Consider the following 19,596-nt stretch of genomic DNA (forward strand, 5'->3'; position numbering starts at 1 on the left):
GAGATATTAAAGTGAATTTAAAGAAAATAATAATAGAATTGGCTATTATAGCTTTTATATTTCCTCTAATAATATTGGGGATTTGGAGTCTAACAGGTTCTTGGATATATCCAAGTCTTTTACCTCAAAGATATTCATTAAGAGGATTTCAGTATATATTAAGTTTAGATAATATAGCTATATTAATAAATAGCATAATACTATCAATTTTAGTTGTATTTATTACAATAGTGATTAGTATTCCAGCAGCTAAGGCACTATCTTTATATAATTTTAAAGGAAAGAAATTCTTTGAATTATTAGTATTATCTCCAGTAATAATACCTACAATATCAATAGCAATGGGAGTACATATTTTTTTTATAAAGCTAAAATTAGCAAATACATACCTAGGTGTAGTAATTATAAATATATTACCTTGTATACCTTATGCCGTAAGAATTATAGGTGATGTGTATAAATTAGTTGGAGATAAGTTAGAAATACAAGCAAAAATGCTTGGGGCAAGTAAGATAAATGTATTTAGATATGTTACACTACCTTTATTACTACCAGGCATACTAGGAGCATCAAGCATGTGCTTTATAATAGTATTTAGTCAATATTTCTTAACTATGCTTATTGGAGGAGGAACTGTAATTACTTATCCTATGATTATGTTTCCATATATACAAAGTGGAGATAGAGTAATAGGCTCTATGTATAGTATAGTATTCTTAGTTGCAAGTATAATAGTTTTAATATTAATAGAGAAAAGGATAAAAATATATTACAAAAATAGTAGCAGTTTTTTTGAAATATAAGAAATTAAGGAGAAATAGATATGTCATCAGTTAAACTTGTTAATATAACTAAAAGTTTTGATGAAAAGATAGTATTACAAGATATAAATATAGATATAAAAGATGGAGAACTAGTATCATTATTAGGAGTATCTGGATGTGGTAAAAGTACAACACTACAATTAATAGCAGGACTTATTAATCCAGATAGTGGAGATATAATTTTTAATGATAAATCAGTACTAAATACACCAACAGGAAAAAGAGATGCAGTAATAGTATTTCAAGACTACTTATTATTTCCACATATGAGTGTATATGAAAATATTGAATTTGGATTAAAAATGAAAAATATAAATAAGAAAATTAGAAAAGATAAAGTTAATGAGTTAATAAAACTTGTAAAATTAAATGGGTATGAAAATAAATATCCATCTGAATTATCTGGAGGACAAAAACAAAGGGTTGCTATAGCTAGAACACTAGCAATAAATCCAAAGGTATTATTATTAGATGAGCCTTTTTCAAATTTAGATATAAACTTAAGAAATGAAATGAGAGATTTTGTCTTAAATTTACAGAAGAAATTAAATATAACTACTATACTTGTTACTCATGATAAAGAAGAAGCACTTATAATGAGTGATAAAATAGCTGTTATGGTAAATGGTAAAATAGAGCAGTTTGATAAGCCTGAAATATTATATCAAAAGCCTAGAACTAAATCAGTTGCCAATATATTTGGTGAAAGAAACTATATAAAAGGAAAAATAGAAAATGAAGTATTTAAAAGCAATATATTATATATAGATGCAAAGGGATATAATAATTTAGATATTGTTGAAGCTATGATTCCTAAAGAGTGCATAAAACTATATAGTTCAAATTATAATGATGGAATAAATGGATATATACAAAGAAAGCAGTATGTAGGAGATAAAACTTTTTATGATATTAACATAAATGGAGAAGTATTAAAATGTACATCGATATCTAATGAATATAATCAAGGAGATTGTGTAAAAATATGTGTTGATAGAGATAATATAGTATTTTTTCCACTATAAAAATAGAATGTATATAATAAACATATTTATTGCAAAAGGAGAATAGTTATGAAAGTAATTAATAACTTTAAGGTACTGGGAATAGTTAGCATATTAATTTTAAGTTTAGGCTTTATAGCTGGATGTAGCTCTAAAAATAAAGTAAGTAACACAATACAACAGTCAGAAGAGACTAAAGGATATGAAAATATAGATGGGAAACAAACTGAAAAATTATTAAATTCAGATAAAGATGTATTAATTATAGATGTAAGATCAGAATATGAATATGAAAAAGGTCATTTATTAAATGCAATAAATTTACCATATGATGATGATTTTAAGTCAGAGTTAAATGAAATAATAGATTATAAAGATAAAACTGTATTGGTATACTGCAGAAGTGGAAATAGAAGCGAAAAAGCTGCAGTAAAGTTAGTTGATAATGGTTTTAAAAATGTAAAAAATGTAACAGACGGTGTAGATGAATATGATTATAAGCTTGTTAAAGTAGATAATATAACTGGAAGAGAAGCAGAAAAAATGATAAATGATGATAAACATGATAAAGATTTAACAATATTAGATGTTAGAGAACCAAAAGATTTTAACAATGGACATCTTCTAAATGCCATAAATATACCTATTGAAGATATAGATAAAAGAATGGATGAATTGAGAAATTATAAAAGTAAAGATATAATTGTATATTGCAATACAGGAAGAAAAAGTGCAGAGGTTGCAGAAAAACTAGTAGAACATGGATTTACAGATGTTACAAATATCGTAGATGGTGTATCAGAATATGATTTTAAACTAGTTAAATAGTATAAAAAGTGAACATATACTAGAAATAAAAGGTGTATAGATTTCTATCAAATAACAAAATATATTTCTAAATTGCATAATAAGTATATATACTACATAACTTGCGTTATTTGATTTAAAATATTATCATTTAAAGGGCTTTAGTAATATAACTATTATAATTCAAGGTAGAGCAACTAACATAATAGCTAAAAAACTATGTATATTAGAAGTAATAGATAAAATAGTATAAAAGTAAGATAATGTATAAAACATACTCTATAATATAGAATATAAAAAAGTTTATAATATAGGGTATTTTTCTATATTATAAAAAACTATTACATAAAAATTCAATAATATACTATAAATTTCCATTTTAAATATAATATATATAAAATATGAAATTTATGGTATTATTATTAAATAAAGTTCTAATCTATAGGGTGTAAAGATAAAAAATTGTATTAAAGTATAATTAAGTAGAAAAAGCAAATATATATAAGTTAATAAATAGATATTACTTGAAATATTCTATTTAAAAATACTTTGGAAATAGAGTGTATTTAAATTAAGGTTAGGAGAAATATATATATTAACTAAGTGAATTTTATATATTTTTTTGGATAACTTAAAACTATATAACTAAATATGTGGAGGACGTAATATGAAGAAAAAAGGTTTTAAGTTACCGACAGCATATAGCATATTATTAATTATAACTGTTGTAATAGCTATAATAACTCAATTTATACCTGGTGTAAAACCTGCAAGGCTTTCTGATGTTATAATGGCACCTATAAATGGATTAAAAGATGCTATAGATATATCTTTATATGTACTTTTAATGGGTGGATTCTTAGGTGTTGTAACAAAAACTGGGGCACTTGATGCAGGTATAGGAGCAGTTGTTAAAAAACTAAATGGTAAAGAATTATTACTTATACCTATACTTATGTTTATATTTTCCCTAGGTGGTACTAGTTATGGTATGTCAGAGGAGACACTAGCATTTTATGCATTAGTTACAGCAACAATGATGGCTGCAGGATTTGATTCATTAACAGCAGTAGCAACAATAGCTTTGGGAGCTGGTAGTGGAGTTTTAGGTTCTACAGTAAATCCTTTTTTAGTATCTACGAGTATAGACTCTTTAAAAGGAGTTGGAATAGCAACTAATCAAGCTGTAGTTATAGGAATTGGTGTAGCATTATGGCTATCATCTTTACTTATATCTATATTTTTTGTAATGAATTATGCTAAAAAAGTTAAAAATGACAAAGAAGCTTCAATTTTATCTCAAAGAGAATATGATAATGCAAAAGAAGCATTTATGGATAATAATGAAGTAACAATAGAGTTTACTACTAAAAGGAAAGTGGTAGTATGGCTATTTGCTATATCTTTTATAGTTATGATACTAGGAGTAATACCTTGGGAGAGATTTGGTATAACTATATTTAAAGAAACTGCATTTTTAACAGGCGAACCTCTTGGTAATTGGTGGTTCTCAGAACTTGCTGTTTGGTTTACATTAATGGCAATTATAATAGGTATAGTTTATGGATTTAATGAAAAGGAAATAGTATCAGCTATAATAGATGGTGCAGCTGAAATGGTTGGTGTAGCACTTATAATAGGTATATCAAGAGGTGTATCATTTATTATGTCAGCAACTAATCTAGATGTATATGTATTAAATAGAGCATCTACAGCACTTACTGGAATGTCGCCTATACTATTTACTAATATGGCATTTTTAATATATATAGCCTTAGCATTTTTAATTCCATCAACTTCAGGACTTGCAAGCTTATCAGTACCAATATTTGGGCCTCTTGCTCAAACATTAGGATTTGCACCTGAAATAGTTATATCTATATTAAGTGCAGGTAGTGGTCTTGTAAACTTAATAACGCCAACATCTGGGGTTATTATGGGTGGACTAGCTATTTCAAAGGTTGAATATACTACATGGGTAAAATTTGTAACTAAAATAGTCATATGTATATATATATCTTCAGCTATTATACTATCAATTGGTATGATGCTTATAAAATAGGTTATACGTATTTTATTATTTATATAAAAAAGAGCCTTTTTAATAAAGAGGCTCTTTTTATATGCAGTTTTATTTATTTTTAGGAATATTTCTTTGAGGATATGCATTTTTACTATTTATAACTCTAAAATTTAATATATCTGTGGTTTCGCTATCAGTACTTTCATTAACTTCTATATTATCTAATATTTCATGATATTGATCATCATGATTATTTAAAAACATTAAGTCATCATTAGTTTTCTTTTTCATAATAAATCTCCTTTATAATGTTTTATATAAGTTAGTATCTGTGAAAACTAATTTTATATGTATATCAAGTATAAAATGAAATTGTTATATTTTATTTATTTAGATTTATATTTTAAAGTATAACCATTGGTAGTTTTTATAATAGTACCATTATTTAATAGATTACCTATGATTATCTTAGCTAAATGAGAAGGATTTTTAATAACTAATTTATGTTTACTATAAAATAGAGAAGATTTAACATTAGTAAGTTCATTTTCTATATCTTTTCTGGATAAAGTATTATTTTGTTTAAAAGACTTTATAACAATTTTTTCACTTTTTTTATAAAGATTATCTAACAGTTCCTTTTCCTTACTTTGTTCCTTTTTCATACCCCATATGTATATTATTACAGTAGCAATAGCAAATAAAAGTATATAAAATAGATTGATTAACATTTTACTTGCCTCCTTTTTTAAACTTTACAAATTTATTACTTTCAAGTATTGTGATAAACTCAACTAATCTTTCAATTAAAGGTTCAGCATCATTCCCAAAATGTCCTTTAACATCTTTAGATAGCTCGTAAATTGATTTATTATCGTCTATACACTTCCATACAAAGCTGCCATGTTTATCAAGCTTTATATAGCTTTTAGGAGGAACTTTAAAAGTTTTTTGAGCTATTTTATCAAATAAACCATTTCGAGTGATTTCTAAAGTAATAATACCAAAACTATCTTCAAGCCACTTTATATTTTTATTTTTTATAGGAACAAAATCTAAATAATTTTTAACTTTCTTACTCATAAAACCCTCCAATATATAAAATTAAGGGAGTGCATTTTAAGACAACTCCCTTAATTAACTATATTATTTATTAACTAGCTTTATTCTTATCTTTATACCAAATAGTGAACTTAAATAAAGTAAGTATTAATAATGCAAAGAATATTACAGAACCTATTTGACCTAGGTTAACAAAATCAGATAAGTTTATTATATCTGCTAGAGAGCTTTCTCCAATTTTTATAACTGCGAATATAGCAAGTAATACACCTACTAAACCTTCACCTGCTATAAGACCTGAAGTATATAAAACACCTCTGTCAATTTGTTCTTTTTTAACTTCTTTAAATACATTTTTTCTATTTTCAAGGAATAATCTTATAACTCCACCAAACATTATACCAGCACTTAAGTGAATTGGAAGATATAGACCAACTGCAAATGGAAGTACAGGTATACCTATTATTTCAACAGCTATAGCAATACCAGCACCAGCAAATATTAATGGCCAAGGAAGATTTCCTTCCATAACACCCTCAACAACTAATTTCATAAGTGTAGCTTGAGGAGCAGGTATATCTTTTGAACCAAATCCCCATGCAGCATTTAAAAGATATAAAACTGCACCGATAGTTAAAGCAGATATTAAAACTCCTATAAGTTCTCCTAATTGTTGCTTTCTAGGAGTAGCACCAACAATATAACCTGTTTTTAAGTCTTGAGAAGTATCTCCTGCAATTGCAGCTATTATACATATAACAGAACCTATTGCTATAGAACCCATCATACCATCTTGACCAACCATACCAGTTGATTTTAAAGCTAATGTACTTATTAATAAAGTAGCTATAGCCATACCAGAAACTGGGTTATTACTACTACCAACTAAACCAACAAGTCTTGAAGATACTGTTGCAAAGAAGAAACCAAATATAGCTATTAAAAGAGCACCAACAAAATTAACAGGAATAGAAGGTATTAACCATATAGCAATAACTACAGCTAATGAACCTAATAAAACAACTTTCATAGACATATCTTGGTCAGTTCTTAATGTAGAATTAGATCTATCCATATTAGAATAATCTTTCATTGCTTTAGCAAAAGTATTAATTATTAAAGGAAGAGATTTAATTAAACTTATTATACCACCGCATGCAACAGCACCTGCACCAATATATCTTATATAACTATCCCAAATTCCCCAAAAGCCTAATTCACTTATAGGAACAGTTCCAGGATAAAGTATTGTGTCTGCTCCAAATAGTGCAAATAATGGTATTAAAGCAATCCAACCAACTATAGCACCTGCAAACATATATCCAGATATTTCATATCCACATATATAACCAACACCAAGAAGAGCAGGAAGTACATCTATACCAAATGCAGCATTAGAATATCCTGGTATTTCCCATTCTATTTCACTTGGGAATAGTTTAAGACCATCAGCTATAAATTTATAAACTGCTGCAATTCCAAGACCTGCAAAAACTACAGAAGCTTTAGAACCACCTTCTTCACCTGCAAGTAAAACTTCAGCACAAGCTGTTCCTTCTGGGTATGGAAGTATACCATGTTCTTTAACTATAAGTGCTTTTCTTAAAGGAATCATAAATAATACTCCAAGTAATCCACCACATAAAGCTATAAGTGCAATTTTTAATAAACTAGGACTTCCAATTCCCCAATCTTTCATCCATATAAACATTGCAGGTAATGTAAATATAGCACCTGCAGCTAATGATTCGCCAGCTGAACCTATAGTCTGAACTAAGTTGTTTTCAAGTATAGATTCTCTTTTTAATATAACCCTTAAGACACCCATTGATATAACTGCAGCAGGAATAGATGCACTAACTGTCATACCAACCCTAAGACCTAAGTAGGCATTAGCAGCACCAAATATAACTGCCAACAAACATCCTAATATTATAGATGTAGCTGTAAATTCAGGAACTATTTTATTAGCAGGTATAAAGGGCTTAAACTCTTTTTGATTATCCATCATAGTACCTCCTTTTAATTTATATAATTTTGTTATGTAGGATTAGATAATTAATTGTATGTCTACTAAACTATATATATACATAAAGGGCTAGTACTTATTGTAAGGCAATAAAAATAAATTTTTATATATTAATAAGTAGAAAAAGAGATATATAATAGTAAAATGTACCCTATAGAGTAGACAGCTAATAAAAAGGTCTACTCTATAGGGTATTTTGTATATAATTAAATAAATAATAATTAGATCGGAGAAAATTTTAATGAGTAAAAAATTATTTACAGAAGAGGAAATAATAATATTAAAACAAAACAAATACGTTAAGAAAGTAACTTCAAAAGGTATTACCTATACAGATGAATTTAAAAGAATATTTATAGATGAAAATGGTAATGGTAAACTTCCTAGAATAATATTTGAAGAGTGTGGCTTCAATATCGATATTATAGGCATGCAAAGAGTTAAATCTTCTGCTAGCAGATGGCGTACGGCCTTTAAAAATGGAGGAGCTATAAAACTTACAGATACTCGCAAATACAATACTGGAAGACCTATTGAGAAAGATCTTTCAATAGAAGAAAAATACAAAAAACTAGAAGCTAAAATGAAGTTACTTCAAGCTGAAAATGAATTACTAAAAAAGTTAGATATGATAGAAAGGAGAGTGTTAAAGAAGAAGTAAGTTTATTTTCTTGTGAAAAATATGAGATTATTAAGTCTACAATAAAAAAATATAAACTTAAAAATATGATAAGTTATTTATGTAAAGTTGCAGGTGTATCACGTTCTGGGTATTATAAATACTTCTCATCAGAAAGCAAGGATTTAAGAAAATCAAGAGAAGATAAAGATATTTTATCAAAAGAAAATGTATTAAAAGCTTTTAACTTTAAAGGACGTAAAAAAGGTGCAAGACAAATAAAAATGGTTTTAAAAGATAGATTTAATATAATATATAATTTAAAGCGTATTAGGAGAATAATGAAAAAATATGGAATAGTTTGCCCGTATAGAAAAGCGAATCCTTACAGACGTATGATGAAAGCAAGTAAAGAGCATACTATTGTTTCTAATTTCATAAACAGAGAATTTAAGCAAGATATACCATATAAAGTGCTATTAACAGATATTACATATTTAAGTTATAAAAATGGAAAAAAAGCATACTTGTCTACAATAAAAGACTCCTCTACAAATGAAATATTAGCTCATTATGTCTCAGATAACCTACGGTTAGATATTGTTTTAAATACACTAGAAAAACTTAAGTCAAATGTGAATTTAAAACTCCATAGCGAAGCTATTTTACACTCAGATCAAGGTGTTCATTACACGAGTCCTAAATTTCAAAAGCAAGTACAGCAATTAGGTTTAAAACAATCTATGTCAAGGAGAGGCAATTGCTGGGACAATGCTCCACAAGAATCATTCTTTGGGCATTTTAAAGATGAAGTTATTCTTAGCAAATGTAGTACATTAGAAGAAGTGATAAAAGAAATAGATGATTATATGGATTACTATAATAATTATAGATATCAATGGAATTTAAGCAAGATGACTCCTGTTCAGTACAGAAATCATCTTGTTTCTTAGAAATACCTTTTTTTAAATTGTCCTTGACAAAGGGTACACTTTATAGTTATATAAATTAGTAAAAGATATTATAAATATAAAAAATAAAAAGTATATTATGTTTTATTGTGGTGAAAAAAGATTACTAATGACGATATCAATGAATAAAAAATACATATTTCGCTTTAAAATTTCATAAAAATATCAATGTCGTTATAAATTGAATTTTTTTGATAAAGTCGTTGGAATAACTGAGTTTAAAGATTTCCTGGGCAATTATATTTCCTTAAAAATATATATTAAAAACCTAAAATATATATTAGTTAATAAAAAGGATATATATGTAATAAACTAGAAATAGATATAAATATATAGTTGAGAATACTATATATGTGATAAAAAAATATTAAAGGAGAATAGATATGGATACACTAAAAAGATTTACAAATAATTTATGCGGAGATTTTAATAATGATAAACAGATTCAAGATCAAGAAGCTAAAGGCAAAGTAACTCATCCTAAAGCTAAACATATAAATAGGATAGCAAATGATAAAATAATAAATTTACCATGTGACTTTAATGGATATTTTATAATTGAAGAAAGTTATTATGAAATAGGAAATAGGAAAAATATATTACCTCATTTATTTTTATTCACATTAAATGAAAATAATCAAGTAGTATTAACATCTTATGATTTACCTGAAGGTATATCAAAAGAAGAGTTTAAAAATGATAATAATAATTTAATAATAGATTATAATAAATTAGTTAAATCAGAAAAGTTTACTCCTATGATATATATAGAAGTAAATGATGGATTTGAAGGTGAGAGCATAAGTGACTTTGGAGGAGGAGTTAAATTTACTTTAAAAGAAAGAACTGAAAAAGGTAAATTATATGTAAGCGAAGTATTTGAGAAAAATGGTAAAATAACTTTTGGATTTGTAGACCCTATAGTATATGATAAAATATAATAAGAGTAAATAAAGTACATAATAGATTATATTAATTTTAAAATAGAATTAATATAATTTATATATGTACTTTATTTTTATTATATTTTATTATAAATTTAGTACTCAAGCAGAGGAATAACAGATCCTAAATCTAATAATTTATCATCACTCAAAGAAACTAATTTTTTATTTTTACTTTCAATAAAATCTAGTATTTTATCATAATCAGGATGATTTTTTATATTTCCAAGGAAAGTCAATTCATTGTTTGAGATTAAAAAACTACAACCACCTATAAATCCATAATTTAACTCAAATAGATCAATATGTCCTTTTTCTATTAACAAACAATCTATACCGTATTTTATAACTTCTTTATATATACCTTCATCTGAAGTAATCAAAGAATTATCATCAACTATACATATAGAGCACTTACAATATCCTTGAGATACATTTATTTTTTTTATGTTATTTTTTTCTAAATAATTAAGTATTACTTTATCTGTATACTTAAAATTGTGTATAGCAAAATTTTTAAGAATTACTATATTATAATGTATATTGTATGGATATTTATTTTTTATAATAGAATCTCCACAGAGTACATTAAAACCATAAGGCTTTAAAACATCTTTATAATAATTATATACATTAGGAGCAACTACTATATTATTATCATTTAACTTACATACACTTATATCAGGATGATATTTAATGGCTTCATAAGTATTACTACAACAAGTAGATTTTATTATACTTACTCCCATATTATTTAGATTGGTTTCCATGTTTTTTGGAATTCTTTTATCAACTATGGCAAGCTGTAGTTTATTATTTACTATAAATGAATTTTTTGCAAAGTTCATTGTTTATCTCCTTATAATTTAATACATAATTTATTATATAAAGTTTTATGTTTTTTTCAAGTTAGCTATATAAATATGACTTTAACATAGATGGTATTTAGTAAATAAATATTTTAATATACTAACTATTTAAAATCAAATTTTATATGTAAATCACACATTAAAGCTTAAAGAATAAGAATAAATGATTTTTTACATATAAGGAAAAAACATTAAACTTTGTTTCACAAGCTATAATGAAAATGATTGTTTTGTAATGGCTTCGCCTATAATCAATATAAAGCGAGTAATAAACCTTGAATATAATGTAGTAATACGATTCTTACAAGGAAACTAGGAATAGTAGCTGATAAGAACAAGATATTGTGCAAATAGCACGTGTAGGAATTTTTTTAGGACAGTTACTATAAATTCGCTTTATATCTTGTTATGGAGGTAACTATGGATGCAATCGTAGAAAGATGTGCTGGGTTAGATGTTCATTTGGATACAGTGGTAGCATGTGTTTTATATGGTAAATTAGATATAAAACCTAAAAAAGAAGTAAAGACATTTTCTACAACTACTAAAGGATTGTTAGAATTATTGGATTTCATAAATCAGAAAGAATGTACTCATGTAGCTATGGAAAGTACAGGAATCTATTGGAAGCCTGTATGGAATATACTTGAAAGCGGAGCTTTTGACTTAATAGTAGCAAATGCTAAAAAAATAAAAAATGTACCGGGAAGAAAAACAGATGTCAAAGATGCAGAATGGATAGCTAGCTTATTAAGATGCGGTTTAATAGAAAAAAGCTTTGTACCACCAGAGAGAATTCGAGATTTAAGGGATTTAACTAGGTTAAGAAAAGAATTGTTAGGTGAAGTTAATAGAAATAAAAATAGAATCCATAAGGTGTTACAAGATGCAAATATAAAAATATCAAGTGTACTTTCAGATGTATTTGGAGAAACTGGAAAATCTATTTTAAATCAAATAATAGGTAATCAATGTATCACAGAAGAATTTATTTATTCATTGTATGAAGGAAGAGGAAAATCAAAGTTAAAATCTACCCCAATGGAAATGTATGAAGCGCTTAATGGTAAAATCAGAGGGCATCATGTGATATTATTGGGAATGCACAATAGTAATATTGTATTTTTAGAAAAACAAATTAATGAATTAGAAAAAGAAATTGATATATTACTTCAAAAAGAAAGAGATAGTTTAGAGTTATTAGAAACAATACCTGGTATTAGTAAAATATCTGCCTCAAGTATAATAGCTGAAATAGGAACTAGTATGGATGTATTTAAAACTGAGAAACATATAAGTTCCTGGGCTGGTTTATGTCCAAAAAACAATGAGAGTGCAGGTAAAAAGAAAAGAAGTGGTATAAAGTCAGGTAACAATTGGCTCAGGTCTATGTTGTGTGAGTGTGCATGGTCAGCCACCAAGAAAAAAGATAGCAGATTTAAAAATAAGTACTGGAGCATGGTTCCCCGAATGGGAAGGAAGAAAGCACTAATAGCGATAGCTAATATGATGTTAAGACTGATATATCACTTATTAAAAACTAAAAGTACATATAAAGAGTTAGAAATCCAATATTTTATAGATAAAGATAAAAGAAGAGAAGATAGGATTATAAAAGAACTAAAATCCAAAGGTTATCTTGTAGAAAAAGATAGTTTACAAATGGCATAAAATGTAAAAATAACACTAAATTAAGCCTATAAAAGATAGGTTTACTTTAGTGTTGCAAAAAATAGCCTACGGCTAGAATCATTTTCGTAGGAATTATATTATGAAAAAATGGTGTATAACCTATGAATATGAGTAACATCAATACTTTATCAAAGTAAAAAATGATATTTTGAGCAACGTATGTATCTGTAGCGTGAGCAAGGATATATCGTTGGCGAAATGAGCGAAGCGAATTTTTTATAAATTGAAATTTTTTAAGAACAAATAGTAAAAAAAGTGGTAAAATAGATCTATACATAATATAATATTTTTAGGTGAAAAATATAGAAAAAATTCTACATAATATAACAAAAAATGAAAAATACTAAAATATAATATTTTATAAATTTATATCTAAAGTAAATTTCATATATTACAATATAAATATTTGTTTTAGATGTGGAATATTAGTCCTATCTTAAGCTATAATGTTAAAAGAGGCAAAAGTATAGACTATATATTATTAATTATATTCAAAACATTAAAAGAGAAAATATTTGTAGATATATTACTTAACTTAATAGAGGATTTTCTATATAAATAATATAATTAATATTTAGTTGAAAATATTTAAGACTCAAAGTTGATACTTACTATAAAATAAGTGATTTATTAATAGGGTCAAATAAATAGTTTCTAAAGGAATAAAATGTATTAAATATATATACTTTAGTAATAAATTTATATATTGTAAATACAATTTATACGATATATAGTAATTAAAATAAAATATTAAAATGGACAAAGCAAAAATGGTTAATATTAAACTTATAAATTCAATAATATATTTTAGTTTTATATTGGATTTATATTTTATATGCTTTAAATAAATATTAAAGGGAGTTTTAAGAAATGAATAATATTAAAATAATTTATGACACAATGAACGACTTACCAGAAAATATAGATGGTAAATATGATATAGATATGTTACCTACGACTATAATATTTCAAGGTAAAGAGTATAAAGCTGGTGTAGATATAGATAATGATGAATTTTATAAATTATTAAGAGATAATAAAGAAATACCAACTACATCTCAAGTTACATATATGACTTTTAAAGAAACATTTGAAAAGTATGTAAAAGAAGGTAAAAAGGTATTATACATGGCAGGTTCATCAAAAGGTTCAGGAACTTATCAAAGTGCAATGCTTGCTAAAAATGATATAGAATCTGACGATATATACATATTTGATACTTATAGTTTATGTATAGGTGGAGGTTTATTAGTTCTTGAAGCAGCTAAAATGGTAGAAGAAGGCTTAGATATAGATACGATAATTAAGAAACTTGAAGAATATAAAGATAAAGTGCAAGTATATTTCTCAGTTGATTCGCTAGATTATCTGTATAAAGGTGGTAGAATATCTGGGACTAAGGCAGCAGTTGGAAGTTTACTTAATATAAAGCCTATACTTAAAATAGAAGATGGATTAGTTAAGCAAAAAACTCAAGTAAGAGGAAGTAAAAAAATAATACCAACACTTATAGAAAAGTTAAAAGAAGAAATCGGAGATGATTTCTCTGATAAAGATATATATGTTGGATATGGAGATGACTTAGAAACTAATGAAAAGTTCGTTGAAAAAGTTAAGGAAGAATTATCACCTAAAAATGTATATACATTCCGTATAGGTTCATGTGTTGCATGTCACTCAGGACCGACTGTTATAGGAATAGCATGTTTAAATAAATAAGTATAAAAAGGGAGCACATATATGCTCCCTTAATTTTTATATCCTAAAATTTATATACTCTAGATTATGCTAATCTTATTATTTGTAAGCTAGTTTCAAATCCTATAAGTGATATTGTTTGATTTGCAAAGAATACGAATAAATCTAATTGTCCACCATTTGCACCAGTTCTAAATATTGCTCCATTACTTATTGAAGTATCAGCTACTTGAGCAGATGCAATAGAACCGTTTATTCTTAATCCATTAAGTCTTAAGCCTATAGCATAAGGAATACCTGTTTCTGATGTTGCTGTAAATCTAACGAAGAATGTCATATTAGCACCTAAGTTTATAGTACTATTTCCATTAGTAAATGATATAGCACCAGAAGGGCTGTTAATTAAGCTAGCATCAAATGGTATTGTATTGCCTTGGCTTAGAGCTGTTGTATTAGTTACTCTGTATATATCAGCATGGTCAGCAACTACATTTGGACCAGCAGGACCTTGAGGACCAGCAGGACCTTGAGCGCCAGCAGGACCTTGAGGACCAGCAGGACCTTGAGGACCAGTAGCACCTTGAGCGCCAGCAGGACCTTGAGGACCAGCAGGACCTTGAGGACCAGTAGCACCTTGAGCACCAGCAGGACCTTGAGCACCAGCAGGACCTTGAGGACCAGTAGCACCTTGAGCGCCAGCAGGACCTTGAGGACCAGTAGCACCTTGAGCGCCAGCAGGACCTTGAGCACCAGCAGGACCTTGAGGACCAGTAGCACCTTGAGCACCAGCAGGACCTTGAGGACCAGTAGCACCTTGAGCGCCAGCAGGGCCTTGAGGACCAACAGGACCTTGAGGACCAGTAGCACCTTTAGGACCTACACAGCATTTACAACGGTTATCGCAATGATCATCACAATGATTGTTGCACTTACAACAGTTATCGCGATGATCATTGCATTTACAACAATCATTAAAATGTTTATTAGATTTTTGAGTATAAGAAGCCAAAATAGTTTCCTCCTTTAAAAGAATATATATAATAGTTAATATTTATAAGATTAACTATACTTATATATATTCTTTTGTGTAAAAAAATGTTACAAAAATGAAGAAAAATGAATATTAATCTATTATTATAGGTTAATTTGCTATATAAACTTAAAAATAATTTAACATTTAGATTTAAAGAAGGTTAATATAAATAATTAAAGAGAATTTTCTATTTATTAAGAAGGACTCTTTATTTTAATAGATTAAATATTTATTCTTATTCAGTCTTATAATTATAGCTGGTAATTTAATCTTTATAAATCTAGAAAATTGACAACTTGATTTTGTATGGAGAAAGTTATAAATATTGTAAATGATTAATATAAATAAACAAATTGATTGTAAAATGGGGTGATATTTTGGACAGTCGAGCAAATTATTCTTATGTAGCGCAAGTAAATATATGTAAAACTAGTGAATTCTTTAAATATAATATAACTTATCCAGTCTTAAAGCTATATGATAAATATGTATATCATGATATGTATGATAGAGAGATAATTATTAATATAAATAACGAAATATGTGAAGATGTTATGGAATTTAAAAATAGTGTAAAAAAACAAGCTATAGCGTATAAGAAGCTATATACAGAAAAGTTATCAAAATCTGATGAAGACTATGTCAAATATCGATATGAAGTTTATATAAATAATGAGGTAACCTATGACAGAAATAATATTATAAGTATAGTAATGACAAAATATGAATTCACTGGTGGCGCTCATGGTATGACATATTTAGATGCTTATAACTATAATTTACTAACAGGGGATAGATTGACATTAAAGGATATGTTTAAGCCAGGCATAGATTATGAGGAAATAGTTAACAACTTTATAAAAGAAGAAATAAATAATAAACCAGAGAATTACTTTAAAGGTGACGAGGGATTTAAAGGAATTAGTGAAAATCAATCTTTTTATATAGATGAAGATGGTATAGTTATATATTTTGGATTATATGAAATAGCTCCATATTATATAGGTATACCTAAATTCAAATTGAAATTTGATGAATTTAATAAATACTTAAATTATAATTAAATTTATGATAAACTATATGTATAAATTAGATACTAAGGGGTATGTATTATGATAAAATTAATAGCATCGGATATGGATGGAACATTACTTAATTCAAATAAACAATTAAGTCCAAGTCTATATGGTGTTTTAAAAAAACTTAATGACAAAGGGATAGTATTTGTAGCAATAAGTGGAAGAGAGATATTTTCTCTTAAGGAAATATTTAAAGATGTTGAAGAAGATATAGTATATGCATCAAATAATGGGAACTATATAACTTATAAAGATGAAGTTATATTTGAAAATTATATAGAACATAATATGGTATATAAAGTAGCTAAAATAATAAGAAAAAAAGCCAAATATAATACTATATATTGTTCTAAAGACACTGTATATAGTGAGAGTATAATACCATGTATAGTAGGTAAAAAGTGGAAACTTAAGGTAAAGTATGTTAGAGATATTACAAAAGTAGAGGATAAAATATTAAAAATAACTACTTTTGGTAATGAAAAGATTATAAATAGAGCGTTAGAAGCTTTAAGTGAATTAAATGATAAGCTTATGATAACTAAATCAGGAAGTACTTGTTTTGATATATGTAAGTTAGGTGGAACTAAAAAACAAGGAATAAATATACTTCAGAAAAGATTTAATGTAGGATATAATGAGACTATGGTATTTGGAGATCATATGAATGATTTAGAAATGATGAGTAGCGCTTATTATAGTTATGCTATGGAAAATGCTGAAGAAGAGGTTAAAAAAAATGCAAGGTTTATAGCTGAAACTAATGATGATGATGGAGTCATTAAGGCAATCAAAGAGGTTGCATTTTGCGAAGAAGAATTAAATAGTTATGATATTTAAAAAGTCTAGAATTATTGTCTAGACTTTTTAAATGTTATGATCATGATTTAATAACATAATAAATATAAATAAAAATAGTAGTGTTAGATAAAGTCCATTATAAAAATCAGATAACATATTATATCTAGTTAAAACTATATACACATAGGATAAAATAATCGTAACTAAATGATATTTATTAAGTTTTTTCAAAAAATCACCCCACCATTTTACAATACATTATATTAGTAAATGGAAAAAATGATTATATTAATTATTATATATTAAGTTTTAAGCTATTCTCTTTAAGATAATTTCTTTTCTCCTTATAGTCTGGGAATATAGTACCTACTAGAGCCCAATATTCTTTTGAATGATTCATATGTTTAAGATGACATAGTTCATGTACTAAAACGTAATCTATAATATCTAAAGGAGCTAAGAGTATTTTCCAATTTATATATATATTTCCGATAGATGAGCAAGTACCCCAAGAAGTTTTTTGTTCTTTTAAAGTTATAGACTCAGGATATAGGTTTAGTTTTTTAGAATATATAGATATCCTTTCTTTTATTAATTTGCCTCCTTCAGTTAGATACCAATTTACAAGAAGCTCTCTTAATTTAATATATTGATCATTACTAGATATATTATAAGGAATCTTAGCTATAAATTTATCTTCCTTAAAAATTAGGGAACATTTTATTATGCTTTTTTCCTTATACACATTTAACGTATAGTAATTACCAAGATAGGGAATTTTATCTCCGTCTACAAGTAAAATAGGAGGATTCTCAGATTCTTTATTTTTAAACTCATTTAGTTTATTTAAAATCCATCTACTTTTAGATTCAACTAAATCATGTATAAATTCATCATTAACAGATTTAGGTGAAACAATAATTACAGTATTTGGGTACTTTACTTTTATTGTTATATTTTTTATATTTGATTTTTTATTTATAGAGTAATTTATTATAGTATTTTCAATATTGATTTTATACAAAATGACTTCCTCCCATATAACTTAAATATGTTTTTAGTTATGAAACTTATTATACTAAAAAGCATTTGTAAAATACAGCATATAAAATACTAAAATATAATTTATTAAAAATTTTATGATTTTAAAGGTTTATTTGAAAAATATCTTTTTTTATCAATAAATAATAATATTCCAATGGATGCTAATAATATAAATGTAGCTGTAATTCCAGCCTCAGGACCAAATATTCCACCAGTAACAAAATCACTTCCAACTAAATTTAAATCTATTAAACTTCCAACAGAAACATCTAAACCACTAACTTTAAATCCAAATATATTTCCTTGAGCAAAGTTCCAAGCACTATGCATACCACAAACAGCCCATAAATCATTAGTCTTTATAACATAAAGACCGTAAAAAAGTCCAACAAGTATAATATTTATAACAGCTATGTAATTTACATTAGGATTAGTTAAATGCATAAGCCCAAATAGAGTAGATGATATTAATAATCCAACTCCTATATTGTACTTAGTACTTAAAACATTTAGAAGCCATCCTCTTGTTACAATTTCTTCTGTAGCACCTTGTATAATCCATCCAAGTAAAATAACTAAAACACTAGCTATAGCAGATACTCCAACAGGCTGAATTGGATTTTTCTCTATAGTTATATATCCAAAGGGTAAAAGTATCAACACTATAATACTCATCATAGCTAAACCTATTAAAAAACCAAGTGAATATTTTTTTAGCCAATTATTTTTATTAAATCCAATAGATGAGAAACTTCTTTTTTCTATTACCTTTACTCTAAAGAATACTAGTAATGAGATAAATGCAAATGAAAATAAAGTAATTAATAATGATAATAAATCTTTGTTATTGAAAAATAAAGGAATATTTCTTAAAGCTAAAAACAAAGGAACTGTTGCCAGTGAACCCATAAGTGAGCCACCGTACATAAATATTAATGATAATATTATCGCCCATATAAAGTTAGGTAATTTCTTTTTATTTTTAGAGCTATTAATAATAGGAATTTTTTTTGAATGCATGCTATTTCTCCAATCTTAATATTTAATTAATAATATAATTGTAAACAAACTTTATAAAATATGCTACCTATATAATA

General features: G+C 26.5%; 18 protein-coding genes. 10 read left to right on the forward strand and 8 right to left on the reverse strand.

Annotation, left to right across the window (positions count from 1 at the left end; genetic code table 11):
• Positions 1 to 11 precede the first annotated feature (11 nt).
• From BN7997_RS07295 to BN7997_RS07310, 4 genes are all read left to right on the forward strand, one after another.
• Entirely contained in the window at positions 12 to 803 is a 792-nt protein-coding gene (locus BN7997_RS07295; protein WP_143023188.1) for an ABC transporter permease, read from the forward strand.
• A gap of 20 nt (positions 804 to 823) precedes the next feature.
• Positions 824 to 1,849: an ABC transporter ATP-binding protein gene (locus BN7997_RS07300; protein ID WP_071120171.1), complete on the forward strand. Its 1,026-nt coding sequence runs from the start codon at positions 824 to 826 to the stop codon at positions 1,847 to 1,849.
• A gap of 48 nt (positions 1,850 to 1,897) precedes the next feature.
• Positions 1,898 to 2,656, forward strand: coding sequence for a rhodanese-like domain-containing protein (locus tag BN7997_RS07305; RefSeq protein WP_071120172.1), 759 nt, complete (start codon positions 1,898 to 1,900; stop codon positions 2,654 to 2,656).
• Between the two features lie 646 nt (positions 2,657 to 3,302).
• Complete coding sequence (locus BN7997_RS07310; RefSeq protein ID WP_071120173.1) at positions 3,303 to 4,697, forward strand: YfcC family protein; 1,395 nt, start codon at positions 3,303 to 3,305, stop codon at positions 4,695 to 4,697.
• Positions 4,698 to 4,766: 69 nt separating this feature from the next.
• On the opposite strand, the gene BN7997_RS07315 is transcribed toward BN7997_RS07310, so the two are convergent.
• The 4 genes from BN7997_RS07315 to BN7997_RS07330 all read right to left on the reverse strand — a co-directional run bounded on the left by BN7997_RS07315 (position 4,767) and on the right by BN7997_RS07330 (position 7,728).
• Positions 4,767 to 4,949 (reverse strand): hypothetical protein, encoded by a 183-nt coding sequence (locus tag BN7997_RS07315; protein ID WP_071120174.1) that lies wholly within the window; start codon positions 4,947 to 4,949, stop codon positions 4,767 to 4,769.
• Between the two features lie 95 nt (positions 4,950 to 5,044).
• Positions 5,045 to 5,389: a hypothetical protein gene (locus BN7997_RS07320; protein WP_071120175.1), complete on the reverse strand. Its 345-nt coding sequence runs from the start codon at positions 5,387 to 5,389 to the stop codon at positions 5,045 to 5,047.
• Between the two features lies 1 nt (position 5,390).
• Positions 5,391 to 5,741: a PqqD family protein gene (locus BN7997_RS07325; RefSeq protein ID WP_071120176.1), complete on the reverse strand. Its 351-nt coding sequence runs from the start codon at positions 5,739 to 5,741 to the stop codon at positions 5,391 to 5,393.
• Positions 5,742 to 5,811: 70 nt separating this feature from the next.
• A complete protein-coding gene (locus BN7997_RS07330) occupies positions 5,812 to 7,728 on the reverse strand; it encodes an OPT family oligopeptide transporter (protein ID WP_071120177.1) in 1,917 nt (638 codons plus the stop codon).
• Positions 7,729 to 7,990: 262 nt separating this feature from the next.
• Here BN7997_RS07330 and BN7997_RS15225 point away from each other — a divergent pair.
• Together BN7997_RS15225 and BN7997_RS07345 are read left to right on the forward strand one after the other, a co-directional pair.
• Positions 7,991 to 9,321 (forward strand): IS3 family transposase gene (locus BN7997_RS15225; RefSeq protein ID WP_408638332.1). Its coding sequence is split into 2 segments (ribosomal slippage): positions 7,991 to 8,384 and positions 8,384 to 9,321, totalling 1,332 coding nucleotides; the frame shifts between segments, so codons are not numbered across the junction.
• A gap of 401 nt (positions 9,322 to 9,722) precedes the next feature.
• Positions 9,723 to 10,280: a hypothetical protein gene (locus BN7997_RS07345; RefSeq protein ID WP_071120178.1), complete on the forward strand. Its 558-nt coding sequence runs from the start codon at positions 9,723 to 9,725 to the stop codon at positions 10,278 to 10,280.
• A gap of 98 nt (positions 10,281 to 10,378) precedes the next feature.
• Here the strand turns inward: BN7997_RS07345 and BN7997_RS07350 are convergent, their stop codons facing one another.
• On the reverse strand, positions 10,379 to 11,131 hold the full coding sequence (locus BN7997_RS07350; protein ID WP_071120179.1) for a DUF6873 family GME fold protein: 753 nt from the start codon (positions 11,129 to 11,131) through the stop codon (positions 10,379 to 10,381).
• Positions 11,132 to 11,572: 441 nt separating this feature from the next.
• On the opposite strand from BN7997_RS07350, the gene BN7997_RS07355 reads away from it, so the two are divergent.
• Complete coding sequence (locus BN7997_RS07355) at positions 11,573 to 12,823, forward strand: IS110 family RNA-guided transposase (protein ID WP_071120180.1); 1,251 nt, start codon at positions 11,573 to 11,575, stop codon at positions 12,821 to 12,823.
• An 891-nt stretch (positions 12,824 to 13,714) separates the two neighbouring features.
• On the forward strand, positions 13,715 to 14,563 hold the full coding sequence (locus BN7997_RS07360; RefSeq protein ID WP_071120181.1) for a DegV family protein: 849 nt from the start codon (positions 13,715 to 13,717) through the stop codon (positions 14,561 to 14,563).
• A gap of 64 nt (positions 14,564 to 14,627) precedes the next feature.
• On the opposite strand, the gene BN7997_RS15760 is transcribed toward BN7997_RS07360, so the two are convergent.
• On the reverse strand, positions 14,628 to 15,551 hold the full coding sequence (locus tag BN7997_RS15760; protein ID WP_071120182.1) for a hypothetical protein: 924 nt from the start codon (positions 15,549 to 15,551) through the stop codon (positions 14,628 to 14,630).
• 401 nt (positions 15,552 to 15,952) lie between these two features.
• Here BN7997_RS15760 and BN7997_RS07370 point away from each other — a divergent pair, with 401 nt between their 5' ends.
• Together BN7997_RS07370 and BN7997_RS07375 are read left to right on the forward strand one after the other, a co-directional pair.
• Positions 15,953 to 16,639: a DUF3298 and DUF4163 domain-containing protein gene (locus tag BN7997_RS07370; RefSeq protein WP_071120183.1), complete on the forward strand. Its 687-nt coding sequence runs from the start codon at positions 15,953 to 15,955 to the stop codon at positions 16,637 to 16,639.
• A gap of 48 nt (positions 16,640 to 16,687) precedes the next feature.
• Entirely contained in the window at positions 16,688 to 17,494 is an 807-nt protein-coding gene (locus tag BN7997_RS07375) for an HAD family hydrolase (RefSeq protein ID WP_071120184.1), read from the forward strand.
• 256 nt (positions 17,495 to 17,750) lie between these two features.
• Here BN7997_RS07375 and BN7997_RS07380 read toward each other — a convergent pair whose 3' ends face one another.
• Both BN7997_RS07380 and BN7997_RS07385 read right to left on the reverse strand, forming a co-directional pair.
• Complete coding sequence (locus tag BN7997_RS07380; protein WP_071120185.1) at positions 17,751 to 18,479, reverse strand: M48 family metallopeptidase; 729 nt, start codon at positions 18,477 to 18,479, stop codon at positions 17,751 to 17,753.
• A 113-nt stretch (positions 18,480 to 18,592) separates the two neighbouring features.
• Positions 18,593 to 19,519, reverse strand: a complete 927-nt coding sequence (locus tag BN7997_RS07385) for a CPBP family intramembrane glutamic endopeptidase (RefSeq protein WP_071120186.1) — start codon at positions 19,517 to 19,519, stop codon at positions 18,593 to 18,595.
• Positions 19,520 to 19,596: the final 77 nt, after the last annotated feature.

The organism is Romboutsia timonensis (assembly GCF_900106845.1).
Taxonomy (GTDB): Bacteria; Bacillota; Clostridia; order Peptostreptococcales; family Peptostreptococcaceae; genus Romboutsia; species Romboutsia timonensis.